The 22009-nt window shown below is 45.7% G+C and carries 20 protein-coding genes; 6 read left to right on the top strand and 14 right to left on the bottom strand.

Going from position 1 to position 22009, the window contains the following annotated elements; translation table 11 throughout:
- The first annotated feature begins 98 nt into the window (after positions 1–98).
- A protein-coding gene (locus dnm_RS00590) for an IS630 family transposase (protein ID WP_435051585.1) occupies positions 99–1204 on the top strand; the annotation gives its coding sequence in 2 pieces (ribosomal slippage) (positions 99–510 and positions 510–1204; 1107 coding nt in all).
- A gap of 469 nt (positions 1205–1673) precedes the next feature.
- Here dnm_RS00590 and dnm_RS00595 read toward each other — a convergent pair.
- The 6 genes from dnm_RS00595 to dnm_RS00620 form a co-directional block, all read right to left on the bottom strand.
- Positions 1674–3641, bottom strand: a complete 1968-nt coding sequence (locus tag dnm_RS00595) for a hypothetical protein (protein ID WP_207680785.1) — start codon at positions 3639–3641, stop codon at positions 1674–1676.
- Positions 3642–4002: 361 nt separating this feature from the next.
- Positions 4003–4560 carry a hypothetical protein gene (locus dnm_RS00600; protein ID WP_207680786.1) on the bottom strand — a complete coding sequence of 186 codons (558 nt, stop codon included), beginning with the start codon at positions 4558–4560 and terminating at the stop codon, positions 4003–4005.
- Between the two features lie 11 nt (positions 4561–4571).
- Positions 4572–5699, bottom strand: coding sequence for an AAA family ATPase (locus dnm_RS00605; RefSeq protein ID WP_207680787.1), 1128 nt, complete (start codon positions 5697–5699; stop codon positions 4572–4574).
- Between the two features lie 126 nt (positions 5700–5825).
- A complete protein-coding gene (locus dnm_RS00610) occupies positions 5826–6137 on the bottom strand; it encodes a HigA family addiction module antitoxin (RefSeq protein ID WP_207680788.1) in 312 nt (103 codons plus the stop codon).
- 62 nt (positions 6138–6199) lie between these two features.
- A complete protein-coding gene (locus dnm_RS00615) occupies positions 6200–6508 on the bottom strand; it encodes a HigA family addiction module antitoxin (RefSeq protein WP_207680789.1) in 309 nt (102 codons plus the stop codon).
- A gap of 13 nt (positions 6509–6521) precedes the next feature.
- On the bottom strand, positions 6522–6926 hold the full coding sequence (locus dnm_RS00620; RefSeq protein WP_337833595.1) for a type II toxin-antitoxin system RelE/ParE family toxin: 405 nt from the start codon (positions 6924–6926) through the stop codon (positions 6522–6524).
- 40 nt (positions 6927–6966) lie between these two features.
- Between dnm_RS00620 and dnm_RS00625 the strand changes: the two genes are divergently transcribed.
- A protein-coding gene (locus dnm_RS00625) for an IS630 family transposase (RefSeq protein WP_207680790.1) occupies positions 6967–8072 on the top strand; the annotation gives its coding sequence in 2 pieces (ribosomal slippage) (positions 6967–7387 and positions 7387–8072; 1107 coding nt in all).
- Between the two features lie 253 nt (positions 8073–8325).
- Here the strand turns inward: dnm_RS00625 and dnm_RS00630 are convergent.
- From dnm_RS00630 to dnm_RS00645, 4 genes are all read right to left on the bottom strand, one after another.
- Complete coding sequence (locus tag dnm_RS00630; RefSeq protein WP_207680791.1) at positions 8326–8718, bottom strand: toxin-antitoxin system HicB family antitoxin; 393 nt, start codon at positions 8716–8718, stop codon at positions 8326–8328.
- A 162-nt stretch (positions 8719–8880) separates the two neighbouring features.
- Positions 8881–10341, bottom strand: coding sequence for a hypothetical protein (locus dnm_RS00635; protein WP_207680792.1), 1461 nt, complete (start codon positions 10339–10341; stop codon positions 8881–8883).
- Entirely contained in the window at positions 10338–12173 is a 1836-nt protein-coding gene (locus dnm_RS00640) for a tetratricopeptide repeat protein (RefSeq protein ID WP_207680793.1), read from the bottom strand. Before dnm_RS00640 ends, dnm_RS00635 begins: the two co-directional genes overlap by 4 nt.
- 22 nt (positions 12174–12195) lie before the next feature.
- The gene (locus tag dnm_RS00645; protein ID WP_207680794.1) at positions 12196–13437 is read right to left on the bottom strand and encodes a B12-binding domain-containing radical SAM protein; all 1242 of its coding nucleotides are present in this window, start codon (positions 13435–13437) and stop codon (positions 12196–12198) included.
- Positions 13438–13821: 384 nt separating this feature from the next.
- Between dnm_RS00645 and dnm_RS00650 the strand changes: the two genes are divergently transcribed.
- Genes dnm_RS00650 through dnm_RS31505 form a run of 3 tightly spaced genes read left to right on the top strand, consistent with a single transcriptional unit; the run spans position 13822 to position 14350 of the window.
- Positions 13822–14049: a TA system antitoxin ParD family protein gene (locus dnm_RS00650; RefSeq protein WP_207680795.1), complete on the top strand. Its 228-nt coding sequence runs from the start codon at positions 13822–13824 to the stop codon at positions 14047–14049.
- Positions 14046–14228: a type II toxin-antitoxin system RelE/ParE family toxin gene (locus tag dnm_RS00655; protein ID WP_207680796.1), complete on the top strand. Its 183-nt coding sequence runs from the start codon at positions 14046–14048 to the stop codon at positions 14226–14228. Before dnm_RS00650 ends, dnm_RS00655 begins: the two co-directional genes overlap by 4 nt.
- Positions 14229–14257: 29 nt before the next feature.
- Entirely contained in the window at positions 14258–14350 is a 93-nt protein-coding gene (locus tag dnm_RS31505; RefSeq protein ID WP_207680797.1) for a hypothetical protein, read from the top strand.
- A gap of 13 nt (positions 14351–14363) precedes the next feature.
- Here dnm_RS31505 and dnm_RS00665 read toward each other — a convergent pair whose 3' ends face one another.
- A complete protein-coding gene (locus dnm_RS00665; RefSeq protein WP_207680798.1) occupies positions 14364–14624 on the bottom strand; it encodes a hypothetical protein in 261 nt (86 codons plus the stop codon).
- A gap of 498 nt (positions 14625–15122) precedes the next feature.
- Between dnm_RS00665 and dnm_RS00670 the strand changes: the two genes are divergently transcribed.
- Positions 15123–16340 (top strand): multidrug effflux MFS transporter, encoded by a 1218-nt coding sequence (locus dnm_RS00670; protein ID WP_207680799.1) that lies wholly within the window; start codon positions 15123–15125, stop codon positions 16338–16340.
- Positions 16341–16476: 136 nt separating this feature from the next.
- Here the strand turns inward: dnm_RS00670 and dnm_RS00675 are convergent, their stop codons facing one another.
- The 3 genes from dnm_RS00675 to dnm_RS00685 form a co-directional block, all read right to left on the bottom strand.
- Entirely contained in the window at positions 16477–17805 is a 1329-nt protein-coding gene (locus dnm_RS00675; protein ID WP_207677992.1) for a hypothetical protein, read from the bottom strand.
- Between the two features lie 285 nt (positions 17806–18090).
- A complete protein-coding gene (locus tag dnm_RS00680) occupies positions 18091–19908 on the bottom strand; it encodes an ATP-binding protein (RefSeq protein ID WP_207680800.1) in 1818 nt (605 codons plus the stop codon).
- 232 nt (positions 19909–20140) lie between these two features.
- A complete protein-coding gene (locus dnm_RS00685; protein WP_207680801.1) occupies positions 20141–21961 on the bottom strand; it encodes a PDDEXK family nuclease in 1821 nt (606 codons plus the stop codon).
- Positions 21962–22009 lie beyond the last annotated feature (48 nt).

The following is a 22009-nucleotide window of genomic DNA, read 5'->3' on the forward strand; positions in this document are numbered from 1 at the left end:
ACTCAATGCTGCTTTCGCTACTGCCTGACCGCAATGAATTTGACAGGTGGCTTTTCATATGATAATCTCCTTTTAAAAATTCAAAAAAGGAGGAAACCATGGGTAAAAAATATATAATAAATCTGAGCGATGAGGAAAGAGGAGAACTGTCCGAACTGACGAACAAAGGCAAAACCGGAGCCCGAAAACTTAAAAGGGCGCAGATATTGCTTCTGGCCGACGAGGGAAAGACGGACAGGGAAATAGCGGAGAATATCCATGTCGGAGTCTCGACGGCGGAACGCACGCGGAGACGTTTCGTGGAAGGCGGCTCTGAAAATGCCCTGAACGAACGTCGGAGGCCGGGGAAAAAGCCCCTGCTTAACGGCAGGCAGGAGGCGATTCTGATTGCCGAGGCGTGTTCCGATCCGCCGGAAGGGCGAAGCAAATGGACGATGCAGCTTCTGGCGGACCGGATCGTCGAACTCGGCGTCGTCGGATCGATTTCGGACGACACAGTTCTCCGAACATTAAAAAAAACGACATAAAACCCTGGCAGAAGAAGCAGTGGTGCATTCCGGAGGTGGGACCGGAATATGTCTGCCGTATGGAAGATGTTCTCGATCTTTATGAGGAACCTTATGATGCGGCATACCCCTGCGTATGTTTTGACGAGAAGCTTTGTCAGCTGATCGGAGAAACAAGAATTCCTCTGCCCCGTGAGGCAGGAAAACCTCTGCGCTATGATTACGAGTACGAGCGGAACGGGACGGCGAACCTTTTTATAATTCTCGAACCGGCAGCCGGACAGCGGCGTGTCATAGTCACACAGCGGCGGACAAAGATGGATTTCGCCGATATGATGAAACTCATAACAGACGAACTTTATCCGGATGCGGTAAAAATCCGAATAGTTATGGACAACCTCAATACTCATACTCCCTCCTCCCTTTATGAGCGGTTCGAACCCGGAGAAGCCCGGAGAATTCTCCGCCGGCTGGAATTTCATTATACCCCGAAGCATGCCAGCTGGCTGAATATGGCGGAGATAGAAATTTCAGTATTGTCAGGCCAATGTATTGACAGGCGCATCGGCGATACGGAAACCCTGAAAAGAGAAATCTCCGCCTGGGAAAAAAAGCGGAATGAGAAATCCGCGAAAGTCATATGGCGTTTCACGAACACAGATGCCCGAGTCAAACTGAAGCGACTTTACCCATCATAATTAATGCGGTCAGGCACTACAAGGATTTCCTATAAGAAGAGGATTAAATCCCCTTCTTATAATCCTTTTCCTGATTATAACGGATTTGGGAGAGGCCGGTCAGCATGACTGGTTCCGACACTTTTTTTATGGTCTCAGGCAATATGACAGCGGATGAGAGGATGAAACGGATAACAGAATATCCGTTTCATCCTCTCATCCTCACAGTCCCCTGAGCTTGTCGAAGGGGAGGCTATAACAGAATATCCGTTTCATCCTCTCATCCGCTGTCATATTTCATGTCTCCCCAGAATCCGTTATATATCAGTCCTTTTACCATGAAAATATAACTGAGAAGCCGGTTTTTTTAAGCAGATATTTTTTCATCTCCGGGGGTGAAAAACCGGCTTCTTTTCATGAAAATTTCTTATAGAAAATCCTTGTAGCGAAAACAAGAATATCCCTCGGATTTCACTTCCCAAGTTTTATTTCAGAAACTAACCTCTGTGTTTTGCCCTGCCCGAACCTCTGCGGACAGGTTCTCGTCACCGAAAATGACCTTATAGGCTCCCGGAAATAATTCAATATTTTTTTCTCCGGAAGTATGATACAGTTTATTCTCATCAGAGTCATAAACATCATAATAGCTGGTTCCTGTTCTTAAAACGGTCAGTGTGCCTGATGCCAGCACAGCATTTTTACCCGCCTGAACCATTGCGGCCTTCTCAGTATCATTCAACCTTAAAGTATAAGTTCCTGGAAACATTTCAACTTCCTTGTTAGTTGAAGCATAGCCCAGCTTATTCCATGCAGAGTCATACACATAAAATGTGGCATTCCCGGTTTTTGAGATGCTTGACACGCTCAAAGTTCCGGCCTCCAAAACCGTCTTTTCCCCGGCATAAACCCTTGCATTCTGGCGGACAGTACGCAGCGATACAATATAATTCCCGGGAAACACATAAAACCGGCTATTAACAGAGGCATGCCCCAGTTCATCTTCATCTGAATTATAAACATAAAAACTGGTATTGGCTGACGTGCTTGATACACTTAGAGTCCCCGCAAGCAGGACTGTTTCTTCTCCTGCCTGAACGCTTGCATTTTGTGCCGTATCATTCAATAATACTCTGTAAGAACCTGGGAATAATTCAATTTCTCCGTTGAGACTGGAGGAATCGAGTTTATTCCCATCTGAGTCATAAACATAGTATGACGGGCCAAAATAGGATGGTGCTTCTCCAGGACTTAATACCGTTAATCTCCCTGCTGCCAGCGTTCTTTTCTCCCCGGCCTGAACGGTTGCTGTCTGTTTCGTCTTATTTACACGCACGACATAAGTGCCGGGAAACACCTCAACCTCTCCGTTGGTTTTAGTATAATCCAACTGCTTTCCCTCGGTGTTATAGACATAAAAATCGTCAGTGCCTGTCCCGGATACGCTTATGCTCCCTGCTGTGAGAACTGTCTTCTCACCACTCTCAACAGCTATCTGCTGAGAAGTTTCATTTACTGCCACTGTATAATCACCTGAAAAAACCTCAACCTCTTTGTTCGTGTCCGCATAATCCAACTTGTTTCCCGCGGTGTCATAGACATAAAAATCATCTTTTCCGTTCCCGGATACACTTACAAGTCCCGCCGTCAAAACCGTCTTTTCTCCTGGCTCCACCTCTGCCGTCTCCCTGGTGTTGTTTACTGATGCAATATAACTCCCTGGAAGCAATTCTATATCCTGATTGGTCTTCGCATAAGCCAGAGAATCTCCGCTCAAATCGTCATCGTAAATGTAAAACGTATCCTGTCCTGTACCGGATACGCTGATAAGCCCGGCCACTGCCACTGCTTTTATTCCGGTTTCAACAGTGATGTTCTGTCTGGATTTATTTAAGGACAATGTATAAGTGTCAGGGAACAATTCGATTTCTTCATTGACCTTTGCATAAGCCAAAGAATCTCCGGTTCCGGTTTCGTCATACACATAAAATTTATCATCTCCGGTCCCGGCAACACTCACAATTCCGGCCTCCAGAATCTCTTTTTTTCCTGCCTGGACAACTGCGGTCTGCACGGATTTGTTTAAGAATACGGTGTATTCACCCGGAGGAAGCGGAACATCTTCATTCGTTTTGGCCGATCCCAGAGGCTCTCCGGTTCCGGTTGAATCATAGACCTCATAACTATCCTTGCCTGTCCCGGATACGGTGATGACGCCCATATCTGCATCAGGATGAGATATGTCTTCCTGAATTCCGGCAACCACCCGTAACGCACGAACCGCTTCCTCCAGACCGATCTTGCCGTCTTCTTTGATATCCCATTTCCGCCTTTCCATAGCCGCTGCATCATCCAATTGTTCCTGAGTAAAACATTGGGCATATACGATGCCGCTGAATGCGAAGAGCAGTGTAAAAATCGTAAACCAATAAAAAGTTCGTCTAAATTTTGCCAGTTTCATCTTATTTCCTTTGATTTTAAAGTATTAGGGACTCAGAAAAAACACATTATCCCAACCGGTTCCGTAAAGGAATGGGAAGGAGTGCGGAAATGGAGCCGCTAGGCGGAATTTTCGCAGCCCGCTGCAAAAAGCGAAAATTCCGCCTAGCGGCTCCATTTCCGCACTCCTTTGAGAATTCTCATGAAAAATGCGTTTTTTCCGAGAAAAGCCTTGTAATCAATTCCGAGGCTGAAAGCGAAAGCGTTCGACCGAAGTCACGCCGAAGCCAGCCTGAAGGCAGCTACAGTGTGCTTTAGCGTACTTTTGCTATCAGCCAGGGGATTAATCCTTCGGGTTTCAGCTTTTGCTTTGATTTTGAAGTTCAGCAGACCTCAATCATCGGATTTGGCAATCTCGGATCAATCATTGCCTTTTTACCTCTGAATTCAAAAGGTTTCATGGAAAGAAACGTCTCATATTTTGTCCCGAGTATCTTTTTTCTGTATTCATCCTGAGTCATGGCCGGAAATTTTTTCTTCATGCGACAGGCATCAGAGACAAAATAAAGCTTGAATGTGTTAAGGCAATAATCGGGATTTGAAAACACATGTCCGAATTTGTTTTTCAGAAAGTCTTCAATAACCGTGGCAAATTTCTTTCTGATATTTTTCACCTCAAATCCGTCCGGAGACCGGATATCTTTCATCTCAATGAGATAGAAATCATAACACGGATTCATCTCACATTCGACAACAATCAGGCAATCCAAAGACGGCGGTGGATTGTGCATCCTTGAAGAACTGTAGTAGGCATCTGTCTTCAGAATCAAGAATTTGTCTTCCGCCATAAGTTCATCAAACTCTATGCAGACATTGTTTTCAGAACATTCTCCTCTGCATAAAGCGAAAAGTTCCGTGTCCTGCAATATAGCGTCAAGCATCTCTCAATCCTTTATTCAGCTCTTTCGCCGGTATCCAGTTTTTCCACCAGTTCAAGCTTCTCGTTAAAGAGTTTTTCCGCCACATCAAGAAAATTTTCATCATCAGCCCCGAGTTCGTCAGTGGAAACATAAGTTCCGACACTTCCCTCGTCCGTGTGCTTAAAAACGACCGTGCCTGTGGTTTCAGGGTCAATTTTTTTGTCCAGTATCAGATTATTCATTTTGTTGAACATATAACTGCTGTGAGAAGTCATCACAATTCTGACATTTGCTCTGACCAGTTCCGCAAATATTTCCATCAGCCGTACCTGGGTTTCGGGATGCAGATGCGCTTCAGGCTCCTCAATAAAGATAATGGATGTCCCGTCCGCAGACGCGACAATATATTTCAGATAGGAAACCACCGGGGAGAGTTCCGACACCATTGATGATGTCAGAGACATGTCCAGGCTCAGATCCGTGTGACAAGGCGTGTAAACCATCTGCTTTGTCTCTTCATTGAAGTGAACCTCACCTTTTAATATATTTTTCTCCATTTCTCTCACGAGCCGCAATATCTCATTGTCATCCTCCGTCTCCCGTTTCCTGATGGCGGAGAGACCGAGGAAATAGTCACTGACCGGTTCAGGAATGCTTGGTATGTCAACCTTTTTTTTCAGAAATCCCCTGCTTCTTGAGAGTTCTGCAAAAATCTGGGAGAACGCACTTAACGCCTGATACAGACCTGAACGTGAGGCTGGAAGGTAATGAATATGGCTGATATCGGGGCTTCCTGTCAGCTTATTTCCTGCTGTGGCGACATTATGAAACAAAAGCTTCTTTCCGTCAGATTCAATGGTGAGTTCAAGGGCATCTGTGCATAAGACAAGTTTCATGCCTTTTTGGGAAAACCTGTTTGTCAGGTTTCCAATGTCTTCATAGGTTGCATAAAAAGATTCTCGGAAGCTCTCTCCGAATTCCGTGAGATTGGCATCGAGCTTCTCATATCCGAATTTCATCAAATTTTTCAATATCAGATACGTCACAGAGGTCGAGTACGATTTTCCGATGTTGTTCTTCCCGAAAATCACCGTGAATTTCTTGCTCAGATCAAGGTCGAATGATTTTATCGGGCCGAAATTTCTTATCCTGATTTGCATTGTCTGATCTCCAAAAAGCCTCTTCGTTTAAATCTTGCTTGCCTCATCTGATTTTAAAGTAATTGATTAATAAATGTTCCGTCGGTCTCGGATTGAAACGTGAACAATCTCTCTGGAAGTCTGCTGTCAGACCGCAATTATTTCCCTGAACGCCTCAATTTCCTCAGCTTTTTGTTCAGCGTTCCATATATCTGATTTTGCCTGCATGTACAACCAGCTTTCAGGCGTTGTTCCTGTTGCTTTTGCGATTCTGACTGCCATTTCAGGAGTCAGAGACGTCTTGCAGTTCAGCAGAGCGGACAATGTTTTCCGACTTACTTTCAGGTGTCCGGCAGCCTCAGTTATCGTCAGTCCCAGAGGGATTATGATATCTTCCCCTTTCTTATAAAAAATCCTTGTAGCGAAGCATCTCACACCCGCTTCGTTTTGCCCGGTCATCCTTCAAGTCCGCTACGGTAATGTGTTTCAGAATGCGGATTGTGAAACCTTTCACGGCGACGCTACCCGGCAGCGACGGCCCGGGGTTTCACTTCCTGTTCCAGACGGTTTCCCAGATATTCCGATGTCACATCCAGATCATAATCCGCCTGCAGGCCCGTCCAAAAACGGGGAGATGTTCCGAAGTAGCGGGCCAGCCGAAGGGCCATGTCCGCATTCATTCCCTCTTTTTCCGCTATGATTTTGTCAAGCTGAGTGATGTTTACGCCGATATCAGATGCCAGTTGTTCCGGGGTCAGCCCCATGGGTTTTAAAAATTCCTCAGCCAGAATTTCGCCGGGATGAACCGGATTCAGTTTGTCCTGTGTCATAATTCGGATTCTCCTAATGGTAATCTGTGATTTCCGCCTCATAAGCATCACCGTTCCGCCATTCAAAGCAGATACGCCACTGATCGTTAATTCGGATGCTGTGCTGCCCCGCCCGATCCTTTGTCAGCTTTTCCAGCCGGTTCGCAGGCGGAACACGCAAGTCCTGCAAATTCTGGGCGTTGTTCAGCATACGGAGCTTACGCAAAGCCGTCTGCTGAATTTCAGGGGGCAGTCTGCGTGAACGTCTGAGGCAAAATATTTTTTCGGTTTCTTTGTCTTTAAAAGATTTGATCATAATCTGCGCCCGTCTGTCGCCAAGCCGTGAAACATCCGAACTCGGCTCTGTTTTTTCATTCCTTTTCTTATCCGCTTTCCCTGTAGTGCCTGACCGCAATGAATTTGACAGGTGGCTTTTCATATGATAATCTCCTTTTAAAAATTCAAAAAAGGAGGAAACCATGGGTAAAAAATATATAATAAATCTGAGCGATGAGGAAAGAGGAGAACTGTCCGAACTGACGAACAAAGGCAAAACCGGAGCCCGAAAACTTAAAAGGGCGCAGATATTGCTTCTGGCCGACGAGGGAAAGACGGACAGGGAAATAGCGGAGAATATCCATGTCGGAGTCTCGACGGCGGAACGCACGCGGAGACGTTTCGTGGAAGGCGGCTCTGAAAATGCCCTGAACGAACGTCGGAGGCCGGGGAAAAAGCCCCTGCTTAACGGCAGGCAGGAGGCGATTCTGATTGCCGAGGCGTGTTCCGATCCGCCGGAAGGGCGAAGCAAATGGACGATGCAGCTTCTGGCGGATCGGATCGTCGAACTCGGCGTCGTCGGATCGATTTCGGACGACACAGTTCTCCGAACATTAAAAAAAACGACATAAAACCCTGGCAGAAGAAGCAGTGGTGCATTCCGGAGGTGGGACCGGAATATGTCTGCCGTATGGAAGATGTTCTCGATCTTTATGAGGAACCTTATGATGCGGCATACCCCTGCGTATGTTTTGACGAGAAGCTTTGTCAGCTGATCGGAGAAACAAGAATTCCTCTGCCCCGTGAGGCAGGAAAACCTCTGCGCTATGATTACGAGTACGAGCGGAACGGGACGGCGAACCTTTTTATAATTCTCGAACCGGCAGCCGGACAGCGGCGTGTCATAGTCACACAGCGGCGGACAAAGATGGATTTCGCCGATATGATGAAACTCATAACAGACGAACTTTATCCGGATGCGATAAAAATCCGAATAGTTATGGACAACCTCAATACTCATGCTCCCTCCTCCCTTTATGAGCGGTTCGAACCCGGAGAAGCCCGGAGAATTCTCCGCCGGCTGGAATTTCATTATACCCCGAAGCATGCCAGCTGGCTGAATATGGCGGAGATAGAAATTTCAGTATTGTCAGGCCAATGTATTGACAGGCGCATCGGCGATACGGAAACTCTGAAAAGAGAAATCTCCGCCTGGGAAAAAAAGCGGAATGAGAAATCCGCGAAAGTCATATGGCGTTTCACGAACACAGATGCCCGAGTCAAACTGAAGCGACTTTACCCATCATAATTAATGCGGTCAGGCAGTAGTTTTTGGGGAGCGTCCGTCTGAACGCCACATCATTCGCCACAAGGATTGCAATCCCTTTCTTATAAATCCCCCTTCTTATAGGAAATCCTTGTAGAAAAACCTCGGAATCAATTCCGAGGCTGAAAGCGAAAGCGGCCTGAAGGCGGCTATGACAGCACACTCTTTGCTTATCAGCCGGGGGATTGATCCCTCAGCTTTGTCAGCCAGAAAAAATGTATCCAAAAGAAGCAGATCAGGAAGCCTGACCGCATCTTTGTCCAAGCACAGAAGATACTGATTGCAAAATAAATTCATCCGGACTTATGCCGTTTTTCTTAGATTGCAGGATAATTTGTCTGTGCAATATTTCGGGGAAGCGGATGACAAGCCGTTCGCCGTATTTTTCCTCTTTTTCCGGGTTTGGCTCCGGAATGTCAGTTCCTCTTTCCAGATAATAGCTGAACTGTTCGGCCTTTATTCTCTCCAAATCCGCAATGGCCTCCGCAGGGGTCTCTCCGTCACCGACAATGGCGAATCTGCCGATCTCCGGAAGGCTTGCTTCATAGCCCCCTCCGTCTTCCGGCGGAATTGGTACGATTTCGATTTTATAAGGTAGATGAAGGTAATAATTAAGGTCTTTTTTCATTTGTGATGAGTCCCATTTCAAAGCCTCGGAATCAATTCCGAGGCTGAAAGCGAAAGCGTTTGACTGAGCTCACGCCGAAGTCAGCCTGAAGGCAGCTACAGTGCGCTTTAGCGTACTTTCGCTTTCAGCCGGGAGATTGATCCCTCGGCGTTTGCTCGGCGTTTATTCCCGGCTTTTATCCCTCAGCCCCGCCTTTTGTCCACAAAGTTCCCCAAACTTCAAGATAACGCATTTCATTGCATAAATCATGGAATACAGAACATCCGGTTGTTTAATCACTGCACCATGCGCCGCCTCGCTGCCAATGGCATGAATGCTCAGAGCCAGATGGTAATGCACATCGTCAAAGTATATTTCTCTCTTTCGGATGGCTTGGGACAGCACCCGGTCAACAAGAAAGCGGTTCAGCTTTTTATATTCACTGTCGCTCACGTAGTAGAACTTTTTGTTCAGAATCCAGTGTATTTTTCCGTACTCGTCTTTCTTATCTCTTTCGGGGATTAAGTTTCGAAAAAAGAAATCTTTCCGGTTAATGATCGCATTAATATCTTTCAGGACAAAAACCTTTAATCCTTCAATATCCTGATCATTGCTCCAGTTTGAAACCCTTTTTCGCGAGCGATAATGCAAAAACTCATAAATCCGTTTAGAGATATCGTCAGAACAATCCTTCAGAACATCAAACAGCTTGTCCCAATCCCTGATATCCTCCGGCCTGATGTGAAACGAATCAGGATTGTCATTCAACCATCTCAGCGAACCTCTGACGTTAATTTTGCCGCCTTGCAGATATCTGTTTCTCATACCTTGAAACGAACTGACATCATTGGCAAGTTTTTCCAGCATCTTCTCCTGGATTTTTCTGAGATTATGGAGATTCACCTCAATCTGAGTTTCATCATCCTGAGTCTGAAGCACGTTTGCAAAACGCTCTTTTTCGGTTTTGCCGAGATACTTTTCCAGAATATCAAGATAAGGGTCTTTTTCAATAAATGCTTTGACGTTGACCAGTCCTTCATCAATTTTGTTCCAGAAGTTATTCTCCACTTCCCTGACATAATTGCCGATTTGAGGATTCCATTTTAGAGCCTCGTATTTTGCCAGAAGGTCTCCGGGACGCTTGGAATGAGCTGAAAGAAAGCATACTTTGGTTTTTATGTCAGAAAGATTCCAGATTCCTTTCCGGTTTTCATAATGCAGACATATCACATAAAACAGAAGCAGCCCGCCATATTCCTGATTGCCCAGTATTTCACTGAATATTGTCTCAATCTCAGAGTGTTGCTCATCAAACGGATGAAAGGCGTTTGCAAACAAATTTTTGGCTTCCTCAACTGCTTGTTTTTCTTCATTTGTATTCCCCGGTTCGGTGGAAAATTTAACATCTAAGACAATGACATCAAAATCCTCTTCAAATATCCGCTTGCAAGCCCCTGAAAATCCCTCTTCGATGAAGATGTTTTTCTTTTCCAAAAAGTCTTTGATTTCAAATTCAAAGTCTTTTCCCTCTCTCTCCATATCAGAGAGATTCTTTAAATCTGACTCGGACAGATTTCTTTCAAAAAGCTCCCAGTTTCGGACTGAATCAGCGTTATCTTCAACCCATAAAATCTTCTTCTTCACATTCCCTCCTTTGTAACCGTTTCCTGATGTTCCGGTCTTTTGATAAAAAGCCTTGCGGCAAATTCAAGATGTTCCGGTCTTTTGATAAAAAGCCTTGCGGCAAATTCAAGATGTTCCGAATCTTCCATATTCTTCTCGGTTTGCTCGAATTTGCCCACGACCTTTGAAAATTCCTGGATCATAGCCAGTCCCTTCAGGGTGCTTTCTTTGAAATTCGTTCTGGATTTCTGGCAGACATTCTCCAAGGTCAGAACAACATAATCCTCCGCATTTTCAGTTTTAATGGTGAACTTTCTGGTGTCCGTATCCTCGATTGTTCCGTAACGAATCATGTTTTTTGTCAGTTCCAAAAGGATGATAAACAGCACAGAAAAGGTATAGGAATTCTTTTTCACATAAAGATTCCCGAGTGCTTCAATTTCAATGGCAAAGAAGCGGCGAATCGCCTCAAACTGTTCGCTCTGAAAGGCATTAACAAATCCGGCGATCTGATCGTGGGACAATTCGGAAATTGAGAAATGGGGAGATTTCCGCATTTCCTTGAGCATCGCCAGCTTCTCCTTCACATCCTTCTTATCATATCTGTTAATGGAGAAGAATATGTTTCTTATGGTTGCCCAGGCTTCTTCGCCTTCGCCGACCACAAGATAGTAAAGATTGACATTCAGGCAGAACCAGAGGAGATCATGCAGGCTGATTCCGTCTTTGATCTTTTCATAAAATAGCTCATCCTGCGCCCTTGAAAGAACAATATTCTCGTTGCTGAAAGCCAGTTTGACAGCGTTCATGGTTGAAAGAACCAGATCATTGAGAAGCTCCAGACGGCTGACATCGTTCACGGAGCTTGTGCCGTTTTTGATTCTTCTGGTGATGCTTTTGTTTGCCAGCATGATGTTGCTGATGGTGTGGCTGACGGCCTGAAAGATATCAGTTTTTAACTGGACTTCTTTCTTACGAATTGTAGAATTTATATTAGATAATAATTTATAAATAAATCGAATAAAATTATTCTGTTCAGAAGATAATTGAAATTCTTTTTCAAAAATACGAAAGGATTCTTCAAAGTCTCCTTTCATATAATGAACAAATCTTCGAATGGAATAAGGCACCAAATTTTCAGGGTTAAGTTCAATAGATTTTTCAAAATCCTTAAAAGCTTCGTCCTCCTTTTTTATGAAATATAAGGAAATGCCTCGAAGAAGATAGTTATTCGGATTTTCAGGCTCAAGTTCGATGGTTTTATCAAAGTCATTTACAGCCTCGTTCAGCTTCTCATTATGAAGATAAAAAATTCCTCGCATGAAAAAATTCTTCGGATTTTCAGGCTCAAGTTCGATGTTTTTGTTTAAGTCATTTACAGCTTGGTCTTTCTTCAGAAGAGAATGATAAAATCCTCGAATGGCAGTATAATTCTGATCTTCAGGGAAAAACTCTGTGAATCTGTCAAAGTCGTTTACAGCTTCGTTCTTTTTTTCTTTGAGAAGATGAAAAAATGCTCGGAAGAGATAATTCTTCGGATTTTCATCAAGTTCGATGGCTTTATTAAAGTCATTTATAGCTTCCTCTTTCTTCAGCAGGTGATAGAAAATCCCTCGTATGAAATAGTTGTTTCGATCTTCAGGAGCAAACTCAATAAACTTATCAAAATCATTTACAGCTTCATCTTTTTTTTCCATCAAAAAATGGAGGATTCCTTTAAAAAGATAAATGGTTGGATTCTCAGGATGAAGCTCTGTTTGCTTATTCAAATAATTTGAGAGCAATGAAACGATTAGATTTTCAAAAACATGTTCATGCATATTTATCTTACTAAATTCAAATATTTTTTCCATTATATCCTCCTAATACAATAATTTATATCCTTGCACTCGGATTCAGTCTTTCCGCCAAATCCTTCATGCGATACCATTCATCTTCGCCAAAAGAGTTGCTGCCCACAACAACCGGAATGCCAAATTTTCCAAGCCGCCTTTCCTTAAAGTTCCACTTCCGCCTTTCAGCATACAACTCAGTCCCTTTCAGCAGCATCAGAGGAAAGGCGACCACGTTATCACAGCCATTCCTCCTCACAAAATCAACACTGCGTCTGAACGAATCAAACGTCTGATTTGGCAGCCCGTAAATCAGGCTGATTTCATACGAAATATCCCTGTCATTCAGTCTCCTCATCAGCGATTTTATTTTCCTGACGTTGTTCAGCCTGTTCACCGCCTTATATTCATCTTCGACAACGGTCTGAACGCCAAATTCCAAATGAACATTTAACGCTCCGCAGAGATTTAAAAATGCCTCTCCGTCCCTGCCTCTTATATTTTCAAACCTTGTCTGCAAGGATATTTCCGAACTCAGATTAATCCGCCTCATTTCCCTGAGAATATCCAGATAATTCTGCCCCATATTAAACACCGGGTCAATAACATTTATCTTCCGAACCGATTTTGCTTTAAAAATGGACAACTCCTCAAAAACTTTGTCTCCGGTGCAATTAAAAACCCTATTGCTTTCCAAATCCCTGTGGGCGCAGAAGCTGCAACGATAAGGACATCCTCTTTTGGTTTCCAGCCTTACCATTTTCTGATTGTCCGCAACTTCAATTTCCCTTGTTGTGTAAACAGACGGAACAGATTTGAAATCAAAGCCATTTTTCAAAAAAAGAGGGAAATCTGCCATTTCCGAACAGAGAATTGCATTCAATAAAGACTGTTCCGCATAGCCGATTATGAATATCTGGCAATCCGGATAATTTTCAACAAGATGGTTCGGACATGAAATCTGAGGCCCTCCCAATATTATCTTTTTCCTGAAACCGGCCTCCCGAAGCTTTGCAATCAAGGGGTTTGTCAGATGTTCCGACCATACATGACAGGATATGGCAATGGCATCAAATTCCTCAAAGTTGAAAACAGATAAAAATGACCCGATTTCACTTAATCTGTCACCAAATTTCAAAACATTGATCGGCAAATGATGAACGAAAAATTCAGCCCCGTATCTCTCATCATTTCTAAGAAACGCCAAAAGAGAAGCGGCAGATAACGACTTGTCCGATTCTCCCTCTCTGATTAAATCAAACGAGATGATCAGTATATTTTTCAAATTAGAATTCTCCTGATTAAAAAATTTGAAAATAGCCACTGCCCTTTACAATGACAAAACTTAAAGCAAGGAGTGTGCCAAATATTTTAAAATCAGAGAATTTTAATTTGTATCAATAAGTTATTATAAAAAATGTGTTTTCAAAATTACAAATTATGGTAAAAATTTTTACTTTAAACATAAATATTTTTACCCTTAAACGCCCTCAATCTGTTTTTTGTCATATCAGGTTGTCAAACACCTTCAATCTGTCTTTGTTTAACCACCATTGCCATTTTTACCCTCCCTTTCAGAATAGGCGATGTTTTTTGATGAAAAATATTGTAATTTCCAAATTTCTGTATTATGTTACAGCTAAAATTAATCAACATAAGGAGTCTTATCATGGCTACAGGTATAAATATATCGGATGAGTTGGTAATGCAAGCCAGAATCAGAGGGGAACTTTTTAAACGCACCGCTGACGAACAGATAGAATACTGGGCCAAAATCGGTCAGCTTGCGGAAGAAAATCCCGACCTTCCCCTGCCGTTTATTCAGGATATTCTGACAGGCAGAGAAGAAATAAGAGGCGGATTGGGAACTCCTTATGTTTTCGGCGAGGGCAAATGAGCAACATACAAAAAATTATACAGTCTCCGCTGTTCGCCAGACAGAAAAAACGTCTGCAAAAGAAACAAATCAGGGATATGGACGGTGCCGTCCGCAGAATCGCTGAAGAACCCGAAGTCGGTGTCATGAAAGCCGGAGACCTGAGCGGTATTCGTGTGTTCAAATTCAAAAATCTCTGAATACACAATTGCTTTTGGCTTACGAGGTTATGGAAGAGACTCTTTACCTTTACTCAGTCGGAACCCATGAAAATTTTTACCAAAAGCTGAAAAAATATATTTATCAAAAGAAACTTTTGTAATTACAATGAATTATCAAATATATTCGAGCTTCATAATTCCTTTTTTGGTCTCTTGCCAGTCCAAAATGCCTTCAAACAAAGCCTTCCATTCAAAAAAATCCTGCTCATCCCCCATCTTTCCTTGTTGAAACCGCTCATAAAATTCGGCTGAACTCAGCCTGTATTTTTCCTCAAACACTCTGAGTTTGTTCTCCAACTGGCGGATTGCCAGCTCACATATTTTGCTTTCCCTTCCGATCATAGGTAAAAGCTGTTTTTTAACAGGCGTATTCATTTCCTCTTTTTTCGCATGACATGATTACTTTACTGATTCTAACGAATTTTGTTGATCCGTTATCCGAAAGTACAGGGAAAAAAGATAAGAAAGGGAAGACGGGCCTTCCCTTCCCTTTCTTATCTTTTTTCCCTGTACTTTTTGCTGAAATATCGGCCGCACGAATCATCACCATCCCGGCCTGCCTGTCAACAAAATCCGTCAGAATCAGTTATTTTACAGCCAGATTTTTCAGCTTAGTTCCTTGTTCCTGATTTCGCAGAAATGGCAGAAAAAGTTTTCCACCCCACGTTTTTAAACACCTTCAGTCTGTCTTTGCTCAATCCCCTCTTCCATTTTTGCTTCTGCTTCACGCCAAGGAATTTTTTCTGATAAAAAAGATTGCAACTTTCATATCTTTGCATTATTTTACAGCTAAAATTAACCAAAAATAAGGAGATTTCGGCGAGGACAAATGACCCGCATACAAAAAAATTATTCACTCATTGGAAAGTTAATATGAAAATTGTGACCACGATTTACAAAAACAGACTGTTGTTTCTGCTCGCGCTGCTGACGGCCTTTCCTCCCATCTCCACCGATATGTACCTGCCTGCCATACCGCTGCTTCAGAAGATGTGGAACCAGCCTCTGACCATCGTCAACCTGACACTGGTAGGGTTCTTTGTCAGCTACTGCATATTTCTCCTGGTTTACGGGCCGCTGTCAGATCGCTTTGGCCGACGGCCGCCCCTGCTTGTCGGCATCGGCATTTTTACATTGGCAAGCCTGCTGTGTGCGTTTTCGGATAACGTGATCAGCCTGATTGTCTTTCGGATACTCCAAGCCGCGGGGGCAGCTTCCGCATCGGCGCTGGCCCTGGCCATCACCAAGGATGTTTACCAGGCAGGGGAACGTGAAAAAATTCTGGCCTATGTCGGCGTGATCATGGCCCTGGCCCCCATGCTGGCTCCTGTAGTTGGCGGATGGGTGATGATCTGGTTTTCCTGGCGATGGATATTTGTGATCCAGGGGATGATCGGCGCTGTTGCCTGGATCGGTGTGTTCCGCCTGCCGGAAACGCTGAAAAGCCCCTCGGACACAGGTGTTCTCAGAAGCGCGGGAATTTACCTGAAACTGCTGTGCCACCGGCGGTATATGGGTTTTGCGCTGATGATGTCCATCATCATTCTGCCGCATTTCGCCTTCATTGCCGGATCCGCAGATATCTACATTACCCGGCTCGGACTGTCTGAGCAGGTCTTTGGCTATTTTTTTGCCTTAAATGCTCTGGCCATAATGGCAGGCTCCTTTGCCTGTACACGTCTGACACGCCGGCTGGGATCAAAAGGGCTGATGACCCTCGGTTTTTCGGGAATCCTCATTGGCGGTCTGGTGATTTTTATTCGGTGTATTCCGGATCCCTGGGGGCTGGCCCTGCCCATGACCCTTGTCTCCTTCTCATTCGGCCTCAGCCGTCCCCCCAGCAACAACCTGGTTCTGGAGCAGGTTGACCAGTATGCCGGAGCTGCGTCCTCGCTTCTGATTTTTATCTATTTTATGCTGGGAGCCGCTGCCATGTGGCTGATCTCCCTGAACTGGGCCGACAAAATCCGCACCATCGGCCTGCTGGGAATCGTTAGCGGCGGCCTTATGCTGGCCATTTGGCTCATTCTTCTTCAAACATCCGCTGGAAAACGCGTGGCGCTTTACCCGGCCGGGGAAAAGAGAGCATGACATCGCACGGGATGAGACTGCTCACCTGAACGGAGAGCGATACAGACGAGGATACGGTTCAGGAGAGGTCGGACTTATTTTTGACAGCGCATATCATTCGCGAACAGCGTTGCTAAAATAATTGACCTTTCTGAAATCACGCTAAAGCCTTATCCAACGTGTGATTATTGGGAATAATACTCTGAAAATGCTCTTTGAAAATTTTTCGGACGTCAACGAACTTCGGGCAGAGTCTGACTAACTTGTTAATGGTCACATTTCGGAAGCGTCGGAGCTTCCTCAGATTCTGCTTCATCATATTGACGACGAGGTATGCGATGACTTTGACGCCGACGCAGGCATGAGCCCCCTTCCGATCTCGGAGATGCATTGCTCCCAGTTCGAGAGTGTCTTTGAGGAGCTTCCAGAATTCTTCGATGCGATGATGGAAGGCGAAGGCATGCAGTGCCTCGCTGCTACGCAGAGGTCGTCCTGCTATAATAAGGTAGCTGACCGCCCGTTTCCCCTTCGGAATATAGAAGACGAGAATAACCTCGCCGAAGGTTTCGCTTACTGCTTCGGTTCGATACACCGGCTGTCCGTCTGTTCCCCATCCGGGAGTAAGACGATCTTTGAAATTTTTCCGCCACTGGCCGGCCTTCCGGATTTCTCCGTCAATTTCAAAGACGTAGTTGTCCTTGCCGCGGAAAATTCCGGTAAGAGTCAGTAAGAGTGCGGGATCGGACGATTCGGCATCTTCGTTCGCAAGGCCGGTGTCTGTAGCTGACGCATCCGATTCGGACGAGGCTTCTTCCGAACATTCACCGCGGCAGAATGCCGCGATATCCTGAGAAAAATATGCCGCATCACCTGTAGTTCCGAGGCGGCTGATGTCAATGCCCGCGGCTTCGAATTTTGCTTCGGCGGCTTTCAGCATCTCCTCATATATCTCAGGCTTGGTTTTAAGCCCCCTGCCCTGTTTGGAGACTATCCGCACGTCGAGAGGGAGAATAATGTCGCCGATTACCAGAATCAGAGCGATCACGTTCTGCCCGTTCGCCACGCGTTTAAGCTGGCCGCTCCACCATTTCCATACATAGCCGAGTTCCGTGGCAATACGGGCAATCACGGAGTCATCGACTGCCATAATCAGTCCGTCCCGGCTTTTTGTGGCATCGCTCATGGTGAGCCTCTCCCGCAGGAGAGGAACAGCGATGCTGTAAAGGTGATTCTGCAGGAACTTACGCCAGCAGTAAACACTGACGTTTTTAACACGGTCATAGGTGGCGGTTTTCGGGAGTCCGAGCACCTGCATAACCTGGTAAACATTGTCCGCTCCGAGAAATACCGCCATGCTGATGAGAAGAAGGGTTTCCATATCCTCATCAGGCATCCGGCGGAAATACGGGCGGAGTATTTTTCCGAACTCCTCGGCGGCACGAAGCATTTCTTCGGTAAAATGTTCCTCAGCGGTTTTCGTTGTCATAATAAGAACCTCCTTATAATATCGGCACCCGGAATCAGGGCGGTCAGAGGCTCGGACATATATTTCCGAACCGTATATTTGTACAGTATATCACGAAGTCCGTCGTATGCCAAGAAAAATTTTAAATCCGAGTGTCTGACTACAGATTCGCATTCTTAAAATATAAGCTGGTTTCAAACGCATTTTCATGAGATTAATTTATGTAAACTCAATATAAACAGCATGTTAATTTCAATACTGGAAAGGTCAAAAATAAAATTTTAGCACTCCGGAGCGGATTCTCATCTATTGCTCCTTAAACACCGGGATATTGTAATTACCTCCGTAAGCCCTGAAAATGCTGTTGATTCCTTCATGATCAGAAGCGAGGAAATCCGCTCTCTCCCTGACATATTCAAGGACTTCCTGCGTAAACCCTCCCGTGGAGACCAGCCACATCTGTATCTCAGGAACGGAGAGTCCGGCATCTTCTGCCTCCTGCCTCAGTGCCTCGGCAGCCTGCTCCAGTTTTTTCACCTGACGGATTCCCATTTTCGTTTTGGTATATTTGCACTCGCAGATCCAGAGCCGCGCTCCCGTCCTCTCCCTGGCGTAAACATCAATCTGGTAAGCCCTGGTTCTGCTTCCCTTCGCATACCTCGTGTCAACGACCTGAAACAGCGGTGCCTCCGTTTCTCCGGTCTTCCCGAAAAATTTCCCGTCCAAAGTCTCATTATTGAATTTCATCATGGTCACCTGCACCACAAGCTCCAGGAAACGGCCTTTCAGGTTGTTGAAAAGATTTTGCTGGCTCAGATCAATCTCCTCGACATCCTCCAGGTCGTTCTCATACACGAACTTGATGTAGCGCATCAGACAGATATCATTGAATGCGTAATATCTGGCCCTGGTTCGCCAGACCAGATCCGCCAGATAAAGCCTTTCGATCTTCTCCTCCACCGTCTTTTTCGGGACATTCAGTTTCTCGGCCAGTTCCCTGATTCCCACCGGCTGATTGTTGTAGCGGGTGAAATAATAGATGATTTTTTTGCCGAGCACCTCGTCACTGTCCGTGTTGATATGCATCCGGTTGTCCTGAAAATGCGTCTGCCAGAAACCGAAAATCTTTCCCTGCTCGGTCTCATAACGGATCAGCCTGTCAATGGAATCTGTGTCATCAAATTTTTTGTCTTCGGACTTTGACATTGCCAGACAGTACAGATAATACGGATGACCTCCGACCTGTGCGCTGGCGTAAAGCGCGTTTTCCGGTCTGGCTGTCACATCCGGCAGATAAATATCAAGAAGCTGATGCAGCAAGGCCGCTCCGTCCGGAACCGACAGCGGCCTCAGATATCTGAAGTCGAAACGTCCGCCCAGCGGCCCCCCCATCACAGTCCTGAATATCAGCGTGACCGCGGAGCCGGACACCAGCATGGGAGCCTTGCGGCTCTGGGACTGGCGGTCGTATGTGGCTGTAAGATTGGTCGCGCCCTGATCTGTCAGCATTCCCCTTGCCCCCAGCTCGGTGAAATGCTCCTCCGAGGTATCATAAACAGAGAACTTCATTTCCTGAAACTCGTCAATGATGACCGCCACCCGGGTTCCGGAAAAGGAGGCCAGCATTTCAGGAACAGTTATGAAAGCATCCCAGTGGTTTCTGGCATCTTCATGACCCTCTTCCTCATAGCGTCTGAGAAAATCCAGGATCATTTTTTGGGCAAGTCCCACCGCGTCATGGTCCGAGTGATATTCCGCCAGTTCTTTCAGTTTGACAGACCTGTTCTGAAACAGAATCGGGTCCTGATGACAGTATGCGACATACTGCCGGAAAAATATCGTAGCGTATTCCAGCAGAAATTTCCGCAGCGTCGTCTTCTCCCGCGTCATCCTGAAATAAAACGGCGCGACCCGGTACTCGGGCTTGAAAAAGACCGTGTTCACCAGCCTGTCCAAAAGCACGGTTTTTCCCATGCGCCGCGGCGAGATGATCGCGGTGCTCGGGGAGGCCATTCGCTGAATGTTTTTCACCCATGCGTCCAGCTCCCGGAGAATTTCCACCCGGTCCGTGAACTCCTCATACGCCAGCATCTCCTCCACGGGCAGTATTTTTTCATCATACATGATCATTCTCTCTTTTTTAATATGTTATGTTTTCGCTGAGGGCAATTGATCAGCGTGTCTGCCCGCATAAAAAGGAGTGCCAAAATTTTATTTTGGCAAAATTGCTAAAATAAAATTTTAGCACTCCGGAGCGGGTTCTCATCTACTGTTCCTTAAACACCGGGATATTGTAATTGCCTCCGTAGGCTCGGTTGCTAAAATAAAATTTTAGCACTCCGGAGCGGGTTCTCATCTACTGCTCCTTAAACACCGGGATATTGTAATTGCCTCCGTAGGCTCGGAAAATGCCGTTGATGCCCTCGTAATCGGAGAAGAAAATATCCTCCCTCTCCCTGACATATTCCGCAACCTCTCCAGTAAACCCGCCGGTGGAGACCAGCCACATCTGTATGTCGGGAACCGTGCGCCCCAATTCCTCCGCCTCCTGTCTCAGTGCAACGGCCGCATCCTCCAGCTTTCCCACCTGCTTAATTCCCATTTTAGTTTTTGTATATTTACACTCGCAGAGCCATATCCGTTCCCCTTTCCGCCTTTCCCTGGCATAAACGTCAATCTGGTATGACCTGCTGCCAGAGCTTTTCACATATTTCGTATCCGCGAACTGAAACAGCGGCGTCTCCATTTCTCCGGTCTTCCCGAAAAATTTCCCGTCCAAAGTCTCATTATTGAATTTCATCATGGTCACCTGCACCACAAGCTCCAGGAAGCGGCCTTTCAGATTATTGAAAAGATTTTGCTGGCTCAGATCAATCTCCTCGACATCCTCCAGGTCGTTCTCATACACGAACTTGATGTAGCGCATCAGACAGATATCATTGAATGCGTAATATCTGGCCCTGGTTCGCCAGACCAGATCCGCCAGATAAAGCCTTTCGATCTTCTCCTCCACCGTCTTTTTCGGGACATTCAGTTTCTCGGCCAGTTCCCTGATTCCCACCGGCTGATTGTTGTAGCGGGTGAAATAATAGATGATTTTTTTGCCGAGCACCTCGTCACTGTCCGTGTTGATATGCATCCGGTTGTCCTGAAAATGCGTCTGCCAGAAACCGAAAATCTTTCCCTGCTCGGTCTCATAACGGATCAGCCTGTCAATGGAATCTGTGTCATCAAATTTTTTGTCTTCGGACTTTGACATTGCCAGACAGTACAGATAATACGGATGAGCTCCGACCTGTGCGCTGGCGTAAAGCGCGTTTTCCGGGCTGGCTGTCACATCCGGCAGATAAATATCAAGAAGCTGATGCAGCAAGGCCGCTCCGTCCGGAACCGACAGCGGCCTCAGATATCTGAAGTCGAAACGTCCGCCCAGCGGCCCCCCCATCACAGTCCTGAATATCAGCGTGACCGCGGAGCCGGACACCAGCATGGGAGCCTTGCGGCTCTGGGACTGGCGGTCGTATGTGGCTGTAAGATTGGTCGCGCCCTGATCTGTCAGCATTCCCCTTGCCCCCAGCTCGGTGAAATGCTCCTCCGAGGTATCATAAACAGAGAACTTCATTTCCTGAAACTCGTCAATGATGACCGCCACCCTGGTTCCGGAAAAAGAGGCCAGCCTTTCGGGAATACGGATGAAGGCATCCCATTGATTTCTGGCATCTTCATGAGTGTTCTTCTCATAACGTCTGAGAAAGTCCCGGATCATCTTTTGAGCAAGCCTGACCGCATCGTGTTCAGAGTCTTGTTCCAGAAGTTCTCCCAGTTCGAGAGACTCATCTTGAAACAAGACGGGATCCTGATTGCAATACGCAATGTACTGACGGAAGAAAGTCGTGGCATATTCCAGCAAAAATTTCCGCAGCGTCGTCTTCTCCCGCGTCATCCTGAAATAAAACGGCGCGACCCGGTACTCGGGCTTGAAAAAGACCGTGTTCACCAGCCTGTCCAAAAGCACGGTTTTTCCCATGCGCCGGGGCGAAATGATCGCGGTGCTCGGGGAGGCCATGCGCTGAATATTTTTCACCCATGCATCCAGTTCCCGAAGGATTTCCACCCGGTCCGTGAACTCCTCATACGCCAGCATCTCCTCCACGGGCAGTATTTTTTCATCATACATGGTTATTCTCTCCTTTCTTATACTATAGCTTTTGAGAAAATATTTATC

It is taken from the genome of Desulfonema magnum (assembly GCF_017377395.1).
Lineage (GTDB): Bacteria > Desulfobacterota > Desulfobacteria > Desulfobacterales > 4be13 > Desulfonema_C > Desulfonema_C magnum.